This is a genomic window from Helicobacter sp. 12S02232-10, from assembly GCF_002272895.1.
Classification (GTDB): Bacteria; Campylobacterota; Campylobacteria; order Campylobacterales; family Helicobacteraceae; genus Helicobacter_J.
Window position 1 is genome coordinate 17,393 of sequence record NZ_MLAQ01000007.1, and the last position, 15,063, is coordinate 32,455.

Annotated in this window: 14 protein-coding genes; 1 reads left to right on the forward strand and 13 read right to left on the reverse strand. The window is 37.1% G+C overall.

Features of this window, described 5'->3' with window-relative positions:
• The first annotated feature begins 90 nt into the window (after positions 1-90).
• Complete coding sequence (locus BKH41_RS06425) at positions 91-915, forward strand: DUF5718 family protein (RefSeq protein ID WP_095298164.1); 825 nt, start codon at positions 91-93, stop codon at positions 913-915.
• On the opposite strand, the gene BKH41_RS06430 is transcribed toward BKH41_RS06425, so the two are convergent.
• The 13 genes from BKH41_RS06430 to BKH41_RS06490 all read right to left on the reverse strand — a co-directional run bounded on the left by BKH41_RS06430 (position 916) and on the right by BKH41_RS06490 (position 15,055).
• The gene (locus BKH41_RS06430) at positions 916-1,233 is read right to left on the reverse strand and encodes an SMR family transporter (RefSeq protein WP_095298166.1); all 318 of its coding nucleotides are present in this window, start codon (positions 1,231-1,233) and stop codon (positions 916-918) included.
• Positions 1,230-1,556 carry an SMR family transporter gene (locus tag BKH41_RS06435; RefSeq protein ID WP_095298168.1) on the reverse strand — a complete coding sequence of 109 codons (327 nt, stop codon included), beginning with the start codon at positions 1,554-1,556 and terminating at the stop codon, positions 1,230-1,232. The genes BKH41_RS06430 and BKH41_RS06435 overlap by 4 nt, the downstream gene beginning before the upstream one ends.
• On the reverse strand, positions 1,549-2,391 hold the full coding sequence (gene lgt / locus BKH41_RS06440) for a prolipoprotein diacylglyceryl transferase (protein ID WP_095298170.1): 843 nt from the start codon (positions 2,389-2,391) through the stop codon (positions 1,549-1,551). Before lgt ends, BKH41_RS06435 begins: the two co-directional genes overlap by 8 nt.
• Positions 2,392-2,400: 9 nt before the next feature.
• Positions 2,401-2,727: a hypothetical protein gene (locus BKH41_RS06445; RefSeq protein ID WP_095298172.1), complete on the reverse strand. Its 327-nt coding sequence runs from the start codon at positions 2,725-2,727 to the stop codon at positions 2,401-2,403.
• A gap of 10 nt (positions 2,728-2,737) precedes the next feature.
• Positions 2,738-3,136 carry a hypothetical protein gene (locus BKH41_RS06450; RefSeq protein ID WP_095298175.1) on the reverse strand — a complete coding sequence of 133 codons (399 nt, stop codon included), beginning with the start codon at positions 3,134-3,136 and terminating at the stop codon, positions 2,738-2,740.
• Entirely contained in the window at positions 3,117-3,842 is a 726-nt protein-coding gene (locus BKH41_RS06455; RefSeq protein WP_095298179.1) for an RluA family pseudouridine synthase, read from the reverse strand. Before BKH41_RS06455 ends, BKH41_RS06450 begins: the two co-directional genes overlap by 20 nt.
• Positions 3,835-5,037 carry a lipid IV(A) 3-deoxy-D-manno-octulosonic acid transferase gene (gene waaA / locus BKH41_RS06460; RefSeq protein ID WP_095298181.1) on the reverse strand — a complete coding sequence of 401 codons (1,203 nt, stop codon included), beginning with the start codon at positions 5,035-5,037 and terminating at the stop codon, positions 3,835-3,837. Before waaA ends, BKH41_RS06455 begins: the two co-directional genes overlap by 8 nt.
• Positions 5,038-5,046: 9 nt before the next feature.
• Positions 5,047-5,757: a zinc ribbon domain-containing protein gene (locus tag BKH41_RS06465; protein ID WP_095298183.1), complete on the reverse strand. Its 711-nt coding sequence runs from the start codon at positions 5,755-5,757 to the stop codon at positions 5,047-5,049.
• A 10-nt stretch (positions 5,758-5,767) separates the two neighbouring features.
• Positions 5,768-6,505, reverse strand: coding sequence for a Nif3-like dinuclear metal center hexameric protein (locus BKH41_RS06470; RefSeq protein ID WP_095298185.1), 738 nt, complete (start codon positions 6,503-6,505; stop codon positions 5,768-5,770).
• Positions 6,502-7,407 (reverse strand): glycine--tRNA ligase subunit alpha, encoded by a 906-nt coding sequence (gene glyQ / locus BKH41_RS06475; RefSeq protein ID WP_095298187.1) that lies wholly within the window; start codon positions 7,405-7,407, stop codon positions 6,502-6,504. Before glyQ ends, BKH41_RS06470 begins: the two co-directional genes overlap by 4 nt.
• A 35-nt stretch (positions 7,408-7,442) precedes the next feature.
• Positions 7,443-8,378 carry an NAD(P)H-dependent glycerol-3-phosphate dehydrogenase gene (locus BKH41_RS06480; protein ID WP_095298189.1) on the reverse strand — a complete coding sequence of 312 codons (936 nt, stop codon included), beginning with the start codon at positions 8,376-8,378 and terminating at the stop codon, positions 7,443-7,445.
• A 54-nt stretch (positions 8,379-8,432) separates the two neighbouring features.
• Positions 8,433-9,725 carry an MFS transporter gene (locus tag BKH41_RS06485; protein ID WP_095298191.1) on the reverse strand — a complete coding sequence of 431 codons (1,293 nt, stop codon included), beginning with the start codon at positions 9,723-9,725 and terminating at the stop codon, positions 8,433-8,435.
• 110 nt (positions 9,726-9,835) lie between these two features.
• On the reverse strand, positions 9,836-15,055 hold the full coding sequence (locus BKH41_RS06490; RefSeq protein WP_095298193.1) for a vacuolating cyotoxin family protein: 5,220 nt from the start codon (positions 15,053-15,055) through the stop codon (positions 9,836-9,838).
• Positions 15,056-15,063: the final 8 nt, after the last annotated feature.

The window sequence follows — 15,063 nt, forward strand, 5'->3', positions numbered from 1 at the left end:
TTAAATTTCTTGCAATGAGTTTGATTTTTTTATCAAAATTTATTTATAATTGAAGTATGATTTCCATCAAAAATTTTAAGGAATTTATAAATGAAAGAATATGCGTGGTTTGGTGTCGCAGGAAATTTTGCTAATCATTTGGAGCAGGCCGGAGAATCAAATGATTTTGCCGATATCATAGGAGATGAAAAAGATGCTCCAAAAGGAATTTTTCCTTTTTATGTTCCTCATAGTGCGACGCATTTGGGAAGATACTGTATCAACAATGAAACTATTATTTTACCCCAAAATGATTCCTTTAATGTTCAAGCAGAGCCAGAGGTCGCTTTGGAGTGCGATTTGAAATACAAGGACGGAAAGGTTCTTGAGGTGATTCCAAATTATTTTATGGCTTTTAATGATGCTTCAGTAAGGAATGATAAAAGTGCTAAAAAACTCTCTCAAAAGAAAAATTTTTCAGAGGGCTCAAAAGCATTGGGGGAAAAAATTCCCATCGATCGTTTTGCCCCCGGAGGGATTTGTGATGATTATTCCATTGCTTCTTTTTTGATTTATAATCAGAAAACGGAGTTATATGGAGAAAATAGCGAGCTCACAGGATATAGTTATTTTTATCAAAAACTGATTGATTGGATAAAAAACAAGCTCAATACTCAAAAAGAACACGCTGTTTTAGAGGATTTGAGTGAAATACTTAAAGAGTCAAATTATCCTTCAAAAATTATCATCGCCATCGGAGCGACACGCTATACCCATCTTGCTGAGACAAGATTCTTAAAAAAGGGCGATGTGGTTGCTATTGTTGTATATAACCATAAAACATACACACTTGAAAAAATCAAAGAAATTGTTTCTTTGAAATCTATTCCTAAAGATTTGAAAGATATTTCTATTGTCAAACAAGAGGTAAGGTAGTCAAAAAATCGTCAATAAGACAACCGAACTCACTACAAACGCAACGCCTATCCACCCGATGGCATTGAGTCGTTCATTAAAAAGCAAGTATCCCCCAAGAATAGTCCCAATGATTCCAATCGCACCCCATACTGAATAAGCCACGCTTAAAGGAATTTTTTGGATTGCAAAAGATAGAGATATGAAAGCACACAATACAAGAGCGATTGAACCAAAGCCAAATATTTTTCTTTTGAAACCATCAGATTTTTTAAGCATTAGATTCGCCAAGACATCAAGAAGAGCTGCAAAAACTACAAAAATAAAATAAGCATTCATTTTTTTTCACCCAGATTGATCAATACAATTCCGATAATGCCAAGCCCAATCCCTATTTTTTGATAAATATTTGGCATTTCTCCGAATATAAATATGCTAAAGCTTACAATCAAGCATAAGCCCAATACTTCCCACATTGCATATGCAATCCCTATAGGGATAATACGCACGCAAAGCCCCATAAAGTAATAGGAAAGAATGATTGAAGCTGTCATTAAAGCATACCCCCATCCTTCTCCTGAAGCAGCCTTAAGAGAGATAGTTGCAATAACTTCTGCCATAATGGCAATCATTAGAAACGCCCACGCTTTGAATTTAAGCATTTTTTTGACTCTTGATGTAAAACAATAAACCTAGAGATATTGCAATCATAATCACACTGAGAATCTGCCCCATACTAAGCCCCAACAGATAATGACCCATTTGTGGATCGGGTTCGCGCCAAAATTCTGCAATAAAACGCATTGTGGCATAAGAAATCCCATATACGACAATGAGCAAGCCTTGAGTTTTGAGTGTTTTTTTGGCTATCCATACACAAATAAAGACGATGATACCTTCTAAAAATGCTTCAATGAGCTGGCTAGGGTATCTTAAAGTCCCATCAACAAGAATGCCGATTTTTTGTCCCCATAAATCATTTTTTGGCACGACTCTTCCATAAAGTTCTTGATTGAGAAAATTCCCGATTCTTCCAAAGACATAGCCTAATGGAACGCTTATAGCGACCAAATCCATATAAAGCAGAAAGTTTTGGCGTTTTTTGTAAGAGAAAGCGATTGAGGCGATCAAAAATCCTATCAATGCTCCGTGATAGCTCATACCGCGGATGCCTACAAAATCACCGCGTGAATCAAAAGGGTTGAAAATCTGCCAAGGATGGGTGAAATAATACAGGCTGTTTGGATCATAAATGGCTATATAACCGATTCTTGCCCCTAAAATCACCCCGATTTCGACCCAAATAAAATAGCTTTCAAGATTTTTACTTGAAATCGGGAATCGCTTAGGATCTTTTTTGATGGCTCGTTTTGCCATATAAAGTGCAACAAGGAGGGAAAGCACATATGCAATTCCATACCAATGGATTGCAATTCCAAAAATTTCAAAGGCAACGGGGTTGAAGAGGCTATAAATTTCGTTCCATTTGCTATACATTTTAGATCCTTATTCGCTTTGTTTGATAGAGATTTCAAATTTTTCAATCAATTCTAGAATTTTGAATAAATTGAATAATTTCATATCATTGGTATAAATTTTTACATCGATAAAATCATTTTCTTTTAGTTTTAATAGATAGCCTATCGTGTAGGAATTGATAGGGTAAGAATTGATAAAAAATATAAAAAGAATTTTGCTTGAATCCTGATTGACTTCTTTGAGTGCGGGACGAATTTTTTCTTTGAATTCTAAAAATTCATCGTAGGTTTTGATTTTTCCGATACATTTGATAAACATTTCGTTTTTTTCAGTTTTTGAAATGGTTATGTTCATTTTTTTCCGCCTATTTTAAACAAAAAGATATTTTTTCATAAGCCATTTTTCCTATGTTCCCATAAGAGTAGTTTTTGCAGAGATATTTTATTATCTTTTTGCCATTGCCACCAAAAAAACATCTTGATTTTTTTGTATAAGGAATGCGGCGGTAATGGATAATGACTTCAAGCTTATTGCTTTGATGGAAAAAACTGAGATTGATTTTTTGGAGACTTTTTTTTATTTTTCCTTCAAAAATCTCATTTTTTTCATTGCCAAAAATAGCGTGTTCAAGGATATTTGAAAGGACTTCAAATAATACTAGAGTGATGTCTTGGTGTTTTGTAAGCGAAAAAACAGGAAGATTTTTAATGAGCTTATCTATGGATTTAAAATCCGCACTCACATTAAAGATTTTTGAATGCATCAGGGGCTTTAGAGGTAAATTCATACCCCAATAAAGAGATTTTATGGGCGTGAAGCATTAGGCGTTTGGCATTTGAGCCTCCATAAAAAGTATCACCTACAACGGGATGACCGATACTCGCAAGATGAACCCTGATTTGGTGGGTGCGTCCTGTTTTAATTAGGACTTCAAGCAATGTTTTTTTTCCGATAATGCGCAAGGGTTTTATAAATGTAATGGCATTTAAGCCATCTTTGGAGATTTTGCTTTTAGCATAGGTGCCTTTGATTGTAAGGATAGGTTTATTGATTTCACATTCTTCAGCAACCATTCCATCTACTAATGCAAGGTATTCTTTATAAACATTTTGTTTTTTGAAAGCTGTTTTTGCTTCCAAATGAAAAGAGCTGTTTTCTTTTACAAGCAAGATAATTCCGCTAGTTTCCTTATCAAGTCGGTGCAATAAAACCCAGTCTTGAAATATTTGGGTGAGTTGGTAGCTTTCTATAAAAGCAGGTTTATCAATCGCAAGGATATTTTCATCTTCAAAAATGATTTTAGGTTCTTGGAGGGTAGAGATTTCGAAAACAGAATTTTTGGGAAGATCAGCGCGTGCAATGGTGAGCTTTTTACCATTGCAGACTACAAGTCCTTGATCGATGAGTGATTTGGCTTTTTTGTTTGAAATTTTTTCTTGAATGCTTAGGAGTTTATAAGCTTTATCCATTGAAGTCCTTAGAATTTACTATTTTTGAGACAAGGATTTGAAGCTTGTCTTCTTTATTTTTCATCGTGGTATTTGGAAGGGATTTAAAATCCTTGAGAGTCTCTTGGAGTTCATTTTCATTCACGATTTTATAACCTTCAATTGCATCAAAAAGGGCATTTTGATTGAAAATATAAGGCCCGCTAATGAGTTTGGTATGAAAAAATGCAGGTTCAAGAGGGTTATGCCCGCCTATTTTAGCAAAAGATCCGCCCAAAATAACAATGTCTGCGATTGCATAGAAATTATTCAGTTCGCCTAAGGTGTCAATGAGAAAAATATCGCAGTCTTGAGAAAAGCCCGATCGGGAAAAAACTTTGTATGTATGAGGGGTTGCAGAGATCATTTTTTTGATGAGTCTTTCGACTTGTTCAAAGCGTTCAGGATGTCTAGGGGCGAGGATAAGTCTGCATTTGGGAAAAGTGCTTTTAAGGTTTAAAAATGCTTTTAAAATAAGCTCTTCTTCTCCATAATGCGTGCTTGCACCTACAATTGTCAGATCGGGACTTTTGGGATAATCGATGCTTTTGAGAGGAAGGCACAAGAGTTTTAGGTTTCCAAATATTTCAATATGCTGTGCTCCAAGAATTTTTAATCTTGCGCCATCTGTAGCTTCTTGGGCTAAAACTTCATCAATTTGTCCAAAGACTTTTTTATAAAATCGGGCAAATTTTTTATATTTGGGAAAAGAACGCGTGGAGATTCTAGAATTGATGAGCATTGTTTTTGCCCCAGCATTTTTTGCACTTTTAAAGAGCAAATACCAAAGTTCAGCTTCTGTAACCACGAGGGTTTTCAGAGATTTTAAGGCATTTTTCCAAAAAGGGATAAATATCTCAAAAGGTAGAAATTTAATTTCAATATGGGGATAGTCTTTGTAGGTCAGGCTTGCAAGATCAAAACCTGTTTGTGTGATGACGGTGAGTAATATCGGTTTTTGGGGCATTGCTTTGATGATAGGTTCTAATGATTTGATTTCTCCGTATGAACAGGCGTGAAACCAAAAATGTGGCAAAGAGCGAAGAGAAAAATTTTTTAGAAAAAATCTTGCAGGGATTGATCGTTTATGCTTTGATTTGAACGATGTCAAAATCAATAATGGGATTGAAATGACATAAACGATCAAAAATATTAAATAATAAGCCACCTCAAACATAAAAACACTTTATACCGTTTCCTCAATATAAAGAATTCTCCCACAATGTGGGCAGGTAATGATGTCGTTGCTTTGAATGATTTCTGCATACACTCTATCGTTGATTCTGATGAAGCAACCCCCGCAAGCTTGTTTTCTGACAGGAACAACGCTGGCATTTTTAGCCCATTTTCTGACTTTTTCATAAAAACTGATGAGTTTTTGATCCATAGTAACGATGAGTTTTTGTTTTTGAGCAAATATTTTTTCTTGTTGATCTTTGATCTCTTCGATGTCCTTGCTTACTTTTTCTTCAAGTTCAGTGATTGTTTTTTCAAGTTCAGTGATTGTGGATTCGACAGATTTTTGCAATTCGGTTTTGTGTTCGAATTCAGTTTCAAGCCTTTGGATTTCTTGATTGGCTTGAGCAGATTGTTCTTTGGCAATCTCTTCTTCAATATTAAGTGCTTTGAGTTCTCTTTCTGATCTCACTTCCGAGATTTTTTTATAAATATTTTCGAGTTTGGCACTCACATCTTGCAAAACTTGTTCATTTCTTGAGATTTGAAGTTTAATGTCCTTTTTATCTTCTTCTAGATTTAGAAATTCCAAATTTTTAATTTCTTTGGAACGAATGGTTTTGTCAAGATCGCTTCTTTTTTGTGCGATTTTAGGCTCTAGGTTGTCAATCTCTTTATCAAGGTTTGATATTTGAATGAGCTGCTGGAGGTTTTTGTTCATATTCTTATCCTTATAGATGTGTAAATGGATTTTTACAATCTTTAATTATAGCTTGATAACCCTTAGTTTTCAAAATGGTTTGCAAGATTTGAGGAAAATTTTTTTCACTTTGATAGTGCTCTGCATCAATCAGACTGATTTTGAGTGACTTTGCAATCATTGCATCGTGGTATTTAATGTCCCCAGTTATCAGACACGAATTTTGTTTTAAGCTGTTTTGATACAGATGGGAAGAGCCTGCACCACACACGATAGAGACAAAGTCAATTATATCAGAACTTTGAGCGCATTTGATTGAGGGCAAATTTAGCTTTTGCTTGATTTTTTCAGCTAAAAGTGAAAATTTTATGGGTTGTATGGCACCACTTAAAGCAATGCCGTCTGTTTTGAGACCTTCAAATCCTAGAATATTTTGTGCAAAATAAGGGTTGAGGTGGGTGGTATCGAAGTTTGTGTGCATACAGATTAAGGAGCAATTTTTTTCTATCAGAATTTTAGCGATGTTTGCAGGATAGGAATTGTAAGAAAAAGATTTTAAAGGTTTAAAAAATAAGGGATGATGCGCAATGATAAGGCTCTGGGGTGAAACACTTTGGGCAATTTCAGGTGTGACCTCCAAACACAAATAAATTTCTTTGGCATCTTCATCTTCATTTCCTAGATTCAACCCGCTGTTATCCCATTTTTCTTGCAATTCAAAAGGAGAAATAGAATTTAAGACATCATAAATTTCACAAACTTTTTTCATACTAAATGCGCTTTGATTCTTTCTTCTCTTTCTTCCTCTTGTTCTTTATAAAGCGCGGCACAACCTTTGGCGATTTCTCGGATTTGGAGAATATGGCTTTGTCTTTGGGCTACAGAGATCGCCTTTCTTGCATCTAAAATATTGAAGAAATGCGAACTAAGCATCGTATAATCGTATGCAGGCAAAGGAAGTGAAGCTTGCAAGCATCTTTTGGCTTCATTTTGGGCTTTTTCAAACATTTCAAAAATCATTTTTGTATCTGCGATTTCAAAATGGTATTTACTGAATTCATATTCAGCTTCTAAATGCACATCTGCATATTTGACACTTTCTCCATTTGGGTTTTTTGCCCATTGTATATCAAAGATGGATTCTACGCCTTGAATATACATTGCTAGGCGTTCGACGCCATAGGTAATCTCTACGGGGACAGGATCGCAGGCTATGCCCCCAACTTGTTGAAAGTAGGTGAATTGTGTGATTTCCATTCCATCAAGCCAAACCTCCCATCCAAGCCCCCAAGCCCCTAAAGTCGGAGATTCCCAGTTGTCTTCGATAAAACGGACATCGTGTTCTTTGATATTAAGCCCTAAGGCTTCAAGGCTTTTTAGATAAAGTTCTTGAATGTTATCTGGACTTGGTTTGATGAGGACTTGGAATTGATAGTAGCTCCCTAAGCGATTAGGATTCTCTCCATATCTTCCATCTGTAGGGCGGCGCGAAGGAGCTACATAGGCGACACTCCAAGGCTTGCTTTCAAGACTCTTAAGCAAAGTGGCAGGGTGAAATGTTCCTGCTCCTGCGGGAATATCATAAGGCTGAACAATCAGACAACCTTGATTTTTCCAAAAATTTTGCAGTTTCAGTAAGATATCTGAAAAGCTGTTTTCATTTGAGCTCATAAAATTCCTTTGTTAAAATTTTGATTTTATTAAGGTTATCTTTTCATCAAAGTTCCCATACTCTCTAATGGGCTTTTGCCCTGAATAATTTCTTGAACTTCTGTGGCAATAGGGGTATAAATGCCTTCTCTTTGGGCGATTTGAGTGATTGCCTTAGAAGTCTTGATGCCTTCAGCGACCTCGCCTAGATCGTTTAAAATATCTTCCAAAGGTCTGTTTTTTGCTAATCCCAATCCGACACGATAGTTTCTAGAAAGGATAGAATTGGCTGTCAAAAATAAATCGCCTGCGCCTGCGAGTCCTAAAAAAGTTTGCATTTTTGCCCCAAAATATTCCCCGAACCGACACATCTCAACAAGCCCGCGCGATAAAAGGGAAGCTTTGGCGTTTTGTCCTAGTTCCAGTCCATCACAGATCCCTCCTGCTATCGCAATGACGTTTTTATAAGCGCCTGCGATTTCCCCTCCGATCATATCGTTCTTTACATAGGGTTTGATAAAAGTAGGCATTTTATTTGCAAACTCTTGAGCAAGGAGGGGGTTGCTTGAATGGATCGCTAAAGCACAGGGAAGACCTAAAGCAACTTCTTTGGCAAAACTTGGACCTGTCAAAAAGCAGAGATTTTCTTCAGAAATAAAGTCTTGCGCGATTTGACTTACAAAGGCTCCCGTACCCTCTTCAATCCCTTTGCTTGCGATGAGTGTTTTTGCTTTTTGATCTAAATGCGCACAAGCAAACCATTCTCTTAATGCCTGAACACTGATGGCAATAACAAAAAGTTCAGATTTCAAACCTTCTTCAAGAGAGGATTGCAAGATGGCTGGACGGGAGTTTTGGCTTAGGGTTTCATTCAAGGGTTTAAGCATAGAGGTAATATCGCGTCTTGAGATGATTCGAACCTCGTTTTTTTGTCCAAAGGCAAATGCAAGAGCTCTTCCCCAAGCCCCGCCGCCAAAAATTGTCATTTTCATCTTGCCTCTTATTTATCAGATATTATATTTTATCATAGAAATTAATACTACGTTTTATCCAAGATTTTTTAATCTTAAATAAAGGCTGACAAAAACTGCCACTATTCCCAAAAATCCTAGATAATATCCTATCCATATCGGATTATAGGCATTTAGGCTGACTACAAGAATTGGGGCAAATCCCCCAAAAATCGCATAAGCAAGATTATAGGAAAATGATAGTCCGCTGAATCTGATATTGGAGGGAAAAATACGCACCATAATCAAAGGAGTGAAGTTCATTACGCCTGCAAAAATTCCTGAGATTATATACCAGAAAAAAACACTTTGAATTTGGCTTTGATGGTAGAGCTCATAAAAATATATCAAAGAAGAAGCACAAAATCCAAGCCCAAAAATACAACAAATCTTAAGAACACCAAACTTATCAGCCAAAACGCCTGCAATGACACAACCAATGGCTACTGCAAAAATAGCAAGCATTTGGATTAAAATGATTTGAGTGTTTGAAGCTTGTAAAACTCCTTTCATAAAATTAGGCATTAAAAGAATCAGCACGACAATACATCCTGTGAGCACCCAAGTCATTAAAGCGGAAATAATAACACCTGTTTTAGCGCTTTCAAATACTTTTTTGATCGGGAGTTTGACCAAAGAATTACTTGCTTTCATTTCTTGAAAAATAGGCGTTTCTTCCAAATACCTGCGTAGAAAAATAGAAATAATCCCAAACACTCCTCCTAAAATAAAGGGCAATCTCCAAGCAAAATCCTCAATTTGAACGGAAGTGAAAAAAATATTGATGAAAAATGCGACCACAGATCCCAATAGAATTCCTCCCACGACACAGCCAGTAAGCACACCCATAGCAAATCCTAGATGTTTTTTTGGGACGTGTTCAGAGATAAATACCCACGCGCCAGGTAGTTCGCCTCCAATTGCAATTCCTTGCAGAATTCGCACAAGCAAAAGAATCAATGGTGCAAAATACCCGATACTTTCATAAACAGGTAGTATTCCGACTAAAAAAGTTGGGATTACCATCAGCAAAATCGAAAGCATAAACATATTTTTTCGCCCGTTTTTATCCCCGAAATGTGCCATAATAATACCCCCTAAAGGGCGAGCAAAATAGCCTGCAGCAAATGTCCCATAAGTATTCAAAGAGCTCCAAAAGGGATTGAGTGAAGCAGGAAAAAATAAATGCGAAATTACAGGAGCAAAAAACACAAAAATAATAAAATCATAAAATTCCAATGTCCCTCCAAGAGAGGAAAGGGAGAGGGTTTTAATATCTTGCTTGCCAAGAGGTCTTTTGTGATCTGTAAAACCTAGATTTATCTTCATTCTTTTGCCTTTTTAAAGTTTATGAATATTTTAAATGAATAAATATATTATATATAAAATTTAAAGCGCAAGAAATTTAATATCTAAAGCAAGGTAAATGGTGGGGAAGCTTAGAATACGTATCTCATTCCCACATTACCACTGATATTGATGTCTTTATAAGCCATCCCTGCCTTTGCCCCTAGACCTAAATTTACATAGATTCTTCTAAAAAGTTCCATTTCACCACCCGCAGTTAGAGAGGCATAGGTATTGAGTTGGTCTCCTTTTTTGTAGCTAAGGGTATTATTGCCCACAAATCTGACTTCTTGATCGCCTTTGGATTTAAGAAACAAGTCGCGGCTGATACCAGCTATAAAATACCAATAAGAGGAGTTTTTAAAGTATTGACGGGTTTCGATAGCAAGATTGAGGGCAACATCTTGTTTTTGATCAGGATCGGCATCAACTCGCAAATCATTATCTACAGGATTGACCATATTACCCAAAATTTTGGTAGCAGCGATGTAATAATAGCTTAAGCCTATTTGAGGCTTGATAACAACTGATTTTTCACTGATGCCAAAGACATACCCATAATTAACGTTAATATTGGTGGTGTAGGTATTGTAATGATAGCTTTGATTGAGTTGGCTTAGAATCATATCTTGTGAATAGATTTCTTCTTTGTTGAAGCCAAAAGTTTCACTTGCAGAGATATCAAATTCGCTATTTCCTATATAGGCTCTAGAATAAAGCCCTGCATTTGCGTTATAAGAGTTATTTCGTATGATATCGCCATTGTATTTTCCTTGAGCGTAGGCGATATATCCCCCGATGATTACATTATTGATAAATCTGTCATAACCAGCATTGATTCCATATAAAGTGCTGTTCCCTCCATCTACGAAACTAGCAGTTCCAATAGCAGTAGCCCAAACGTTGTTTTTATAGAGGTTTCTGTTGGCGTATTTATAGATCGCATTTATATTGCCACTTCTAGCATCGGCAAAATGCTTTTTCTCCAAATCCCTTAACATATCGGCAAATGTGGGCATATTTGCTTTTGTGCTTGAGAGTTTTACTAATCGACTCATTTTATTGACGTCTGTAGCAAGCCTTGTAGCAGCTGTGGAATTATTTTTACGATTGACTGATGAGAGTTGTCCCATTGTGCTTTGGAGTTGGGAAGAGACACGAACGAAATAATTTAAATCGTTTGAAAATACTCTGTCTTTTGCCCATAAGCCATTGTGCTTATCAATCATTAAGACTTGGAGCCAGTCCATAACGCTTGCCCCTGTGTTGCCAATATCATTGATCCAAACTTTTCCGCCTTTTTTGTAAAACCAATATCGAATGTCATTAGGATCATAAGGGTTTGTTTTGTCTTCTTCTTTAATAATGAAAGAGATTTCTTTGTCATTCACGGTTTTTTCTGCATCTTTGCTTTGAGATCCATCGCTGTTGAGTAGGGCAATTCTATCTGCCATTTCATTGTATAGATTGTTGGCATTATCTTTGGAATCAGTGGATTTGAATATTTTGCCCTCTGAATTAGTGTAGATATAAGTGATAGTTCCACCTGTTTTTAAGAGTGTGTATTTTTGATTGAGTTTGAGACCTTTGACATCGCTGATTTTGATGAGTGGGGTGGCGATACCGCTACTATCAGTTCCATTGTCATTGAAATAAAAAGAGGCATTGCCTTTGACGTTGATGGTTTGGATAGTGCTTCCCTTGGGTGTCACATTCATTAGTCCGTATTTATTGGTAAAATCCCCGTTGATTGTAAGGTTGGTTGGTCCGCCATAGTTCATTATCGCGCCATCATTGAGCGTGAGATTATCAAATATCACGCCGTGAACCCCACGATCAAAAGTAATTTCTGGTGAATCAGGGATATTGAGGGCTTTATTGATATAAACATTGGTGATTTTGCTTGCATCTAAAAAGCTCGATTCGTTAATATTAGCAGTGTCTATAGTAAGACTGTTCCCCCCACCGCTGAATTTTAATCCAGCCTGATCTACACCAGTTGTTCCTTTTACTAAAGTCAGTGTGCCAATACTAGAATCTCCGATATTTGTGGTGAATTCAGAATAAAAATTATTAATGCTTCCACCATTTCCATTATAGACATTGAGATTTGTAATCGTGAAATCTTTCATTTTGATCCCAGCGTTTTTATCCACGCTATTGGGTCTTGCAGCCGTTGCATTTAGAGTGCCTATAGTGATTTTTCCTGTGATTCCACTTAGATCCAAACCAACTTCATCCGTAATGGTTTTATTCCCATTTAGGTTGATCGTTCCTTTATAATCAAAACTGCTCCCTACAGCTTTTAGACTAGAGTGATTTTTGACATTAATGATGGCATTGGGATCATCACCTAAGATTTTACCAAGACTACCGCTTGAATTTTTGGCTTCCAAATCCAAATGCCCACTGATAAGTGCTCCATCACCTAGATTAATCGTGCCTCCCAAATAAATATTATCAGCTTTGAGAACCATATTAGATTTGGCATTATAAGGACCAATGTTGATCACACCGCCTATGCCTCCTATATCTTGGTTCTTGCCTAGCGCGAAATCACTCCCTATGGCATCTATAGTGAAAACAGCACTTGTGTTGCCGTAGTTGTTGTAGTTGAGGTTTTGGAGGAAATAAACAGTGCTTTCATCTTGACCTGTTACGTTGTTGTGCCATTGTTGGGCTTGGAGCTTGAGTGTATAGCTTTTTGCCAAACCACTCGCTCCAGGTATGCCACCCATAGAGCCAAATGCAGCAGCCCCTGATCCAATTCCAAGCACCCAAGTACCAGGCTTGATGAAAGGTTGGGCATCGATATAATGTTTGCCTGTATCGTATTGAAAACCAATGGTTTTATTATCATCACTCATCCAATATGTGATTGCAAGTGTTGAACCATCTGATGTGGTGAAATTAACCCTTTGGTTCAACTCTTTTTTGTAGCCTGCATATTGTGAAGTAGAAGAATTGTAGATGATTGAGCCATCTTTAAACTGGATGCCACTTTTGGTTGTAAGGAGATTGTAAGTTGTGCCTGCACTCAGACCGCTAGGGTCTAGAGTAACGTTGATTGCAGCCTTAGGGACTTTGATATCGCCTGTGAGGGTCTTATAACCAGCACTTTGTGCTGTATTTTTGTTGAAATAACCTGTAGCATCAGTGCCAATTGCATTTCCGTTAGCGTCTATATATTGCAGATAATAATTTGTTGTTTTTCCGCTTGCATCTGTTTGAGGGATATAGTAGTGTCCTTGATTATCTGATACGATTTTGTCCTCGCTGATTTGGCTTTGATTGAGGCGACTTACTACTTTTCCGTCTGCATCTTTTAGCTCAAAAGTAGCGTAGTAGGGATTTTTTGGATCGCTTGCATCAGTGTCTTTGGAAAAATACTCAGGTATGCCTGAAGCGTCTTTATAGGTATCTGTTTTGCCTGTAGAGTATTTGGTCATATCAAAGGTAAAAGACCCATCCAATACATTGATGAGATTTTTGGCATTTTTTTTCGGATCGGCTCCAAGCGTAATATTTAGCTCTCCGTTATTGATAAAGTCACCATTGTGGATCTCTAAATAGCTCCCATCTGTAATGTTTAAATCGCCTTGATTGGTGTAAGCGCTTCCTTTGCTCAAAGTCACGCTTCCGTTATTTTTTACTTGAATATCTTGGGTAGTGAGGTTGTTGGCATAGATTTGGGAATTGTCAAAAATGATATGGTTGATTGTGGTCGTTCCCTTCATTCCGCCATTGTCACTTGCGGCATAAAGCTTGGAGCTATTTTTCATATTGAGCGTATCGGCAGTAAATGACTGACCGCTTTTAAGCCATAATTCCGCGCTGTTATCAAGTGAAATTGTGCCATTGGAAGTGGTGGTGTCAGCATAAAGATAGGTAGCCCCACTACTGAAAGTGCCGTTATTTAGGGTTAAATCTTTGGCCTTGATGGTCGAATAGTTAGACTCTAGAGTGCCTATGGTAAGTTTAGAGATGACAGAAGCATCCAATATTGCCCACTTATCTGTTTTGAGGGTTTTGACATCCAATGAAGTGCCACCACCTTTAAATTCCAATATAGAGTTATCAACGGTACTTGTTCCATTGTCTGCTAAATAAAGTGTGTCAATAGTGCTTGTGCCAATATTGTTGTAAAAAATTGATCTTGAAGCGCCTTTATGTGCTGTTAGTGAGCCGATGGTAAAGTTAGATCCATAGACGCTTGCAGTGCTTAGTTCCAATGCTTTTATGGTTGTAGCACCTTGAATTCCTGAAAAATCTAATGTTGTATTGCCTGTTGTCGAACCGTTGCCCACATTGATTTTTTGTGCATTAAAAGTTCCTGTACCTGAGACTTTGAGACTGGTATAATAGCCTAAGGTCACATCTTGATTGAATGTGATATTTTTACCATTGAGATTAAAAACTCCTGTGGAGCCTGCAAGTCCGATTCCCCCTGCAGAGCCGTTTAATTTAAGAGCTCCGTTTAATGTAATATCGCCATAGCCGTGTGTATTCACAGCAAGCGAACGCCCACTGGTAAAGTTGTTTAGATTGATATCAGTGATGGTAACGTTTGCGTGGGTATCTAAAGTGCCGGTTCGAAAGGAAGCTGCTATTGATGTTGCATTGGTCAAGGTTCCTATGGTGATATTTCCACTTACGCCCAAGGCATTTAATGTGGCATTTTCATAAAGATTAAGTGTGTTGGCAATGGTTAGATTTTTAGCACTTAATGTATTGGTATTTCCAGATAATGTAAAATTATTTATTGTGATATTGTTTGAAGCATTTAGGGTTGCAGTACCTGTTGTGTTCAGCGTATCCAAAGCAATATCGGTAGCTCCTTTAATGTTAAGAGCATATCCAGAATCGGTTTGAATTTTTCCGCTTCCTGAGATACTGCCATTAATTGTTATACTTCCTCTTTGACCCTCCAACATACTCCCGCTTGCCATTGAAACATCGCCGTTTATTGTTAGATCTGAACTCGATCCTACTAGGGATCCATTGCCCATTTTGAGCAAAGAATTTGCCTCAAAATTTATATTTTTAGCAATGATGGTTACAGATTGATGACCTAGATAACCCGGACCGATATAATTTTTATTTCGGATAGCTAGATAATGGTTTCCAAAATTATAAGTGGGAGTATAAGTCTTACTAGAGCCTGTGCTCAAACCACTGATGTATCCGTTATCATTATAAGTTTTTCCATAAAGATAGTAAAAATCATTTGTTGCGTTAGTCTCTGCATAAACCAGATCGTTGAACAAAAATGCACAAGAAAAGCAAAAGACTAGTTTAGGAATTTTTATCATTGTTTGAT

Bases quoted from the DNA above. Each gene is read 5' to 3' on its own strand.
- BKH41_RS06425 (WP_095298164.1), top strand. From the start codon at position 91: ATGAAAGAATATGCGTGGTTTGGTGTCGCAGGAAATTTTGCTAATCAT.
- BKH41_RS06430 (WP_095298166.1), bottom strand. From the start codon at position 1,233: ATGAATGCTTATTTTATTTTTGTAGTTTTTGCAGCTCTTCTTGATGTC.
- BKH41_RS06435 (WP_095298168.1), bottom strand. From the start codon at position 1,556: ATGCTTAAATTCAAAGCGTGGGCGTTTCTAATGATTGCCATTATGGCA.
- lgt (WP_095298170.1), bottom strand. From the start codon at position 2,391: ATGTATAGCAAATGGAACGAAATTTATAGCCTCTTCAACCCCGTTGCC.
- BKH41_RS06445 (WP_095298172.1), bottom strand. From the start codon at position 2,727: ATGAACATAACCATTTCAAAAACTGAAAAAAACGAAATGTTTATCAAA.
- BKH41_RS06450 (WP_095298175.1), bottom strand. From the start codon at position 3,136: ATGCATTCAAAAATCTTTAATGTGAGTGCGGATTTTAAATCCATAGAT.
- BKH41_RS06455 (WP_095298179.1), bottom strand. From the start codon at position 3,842: ATGGATAAAGCTTATAAACTCCTAAGCATTCAAGAAAAAATTTCAAAC.
- waaA (WP_095298181.1), bottom strand. From the start codon at position 5,037: ATGTTTGAGGTGGCTTATTATTTAATATTTTTGATCGTTTATGTCATT.
- BKH41_RS06465 (WP_095298183.1), bottom strand. From the start codon at position 5,757: ATGAACAAAAACCTCCAGCAGCTCATTCAAATATCAAACCTTGATAAA.
- BKH41_RS06470 (WP_095298185.1), bottom strand. From the start codon at position 6,505: ATGAAAAAAGTTTGTGAAATTTATGATGTCTTAAATTCTATTTCTCCT.
- glyQ (WP_095298187.1), bottom strand. From the start codon at position 7,407: ATGAGCTCAAATGAAAACAGCTTTTCAGATATCTTACTGAAACTGCAA.
- BKH41_RS06480 (WP_095298189.1), bottom strand. From the start codon at position 8,378: ATGAAAATGACAATTTTTGGCGGCGGGGCTTGGGGAAGAGCTCTTGCA.
- BKH41_RS06485 (WP_095298191.1), bottom strand. From the start codon at position 9,725: ATGAAGATAAATCTAGGTTTTACAGATCACAAAAGACCTCTTGGCAAG.
- BKH41_RS06490 (WP_095298193.1), bottom strand. From the start codon at position 15,055: ATGATAAAAATTCCTAAACTAGTCTTTTGCTTTTCTTGTGCATTTTTG.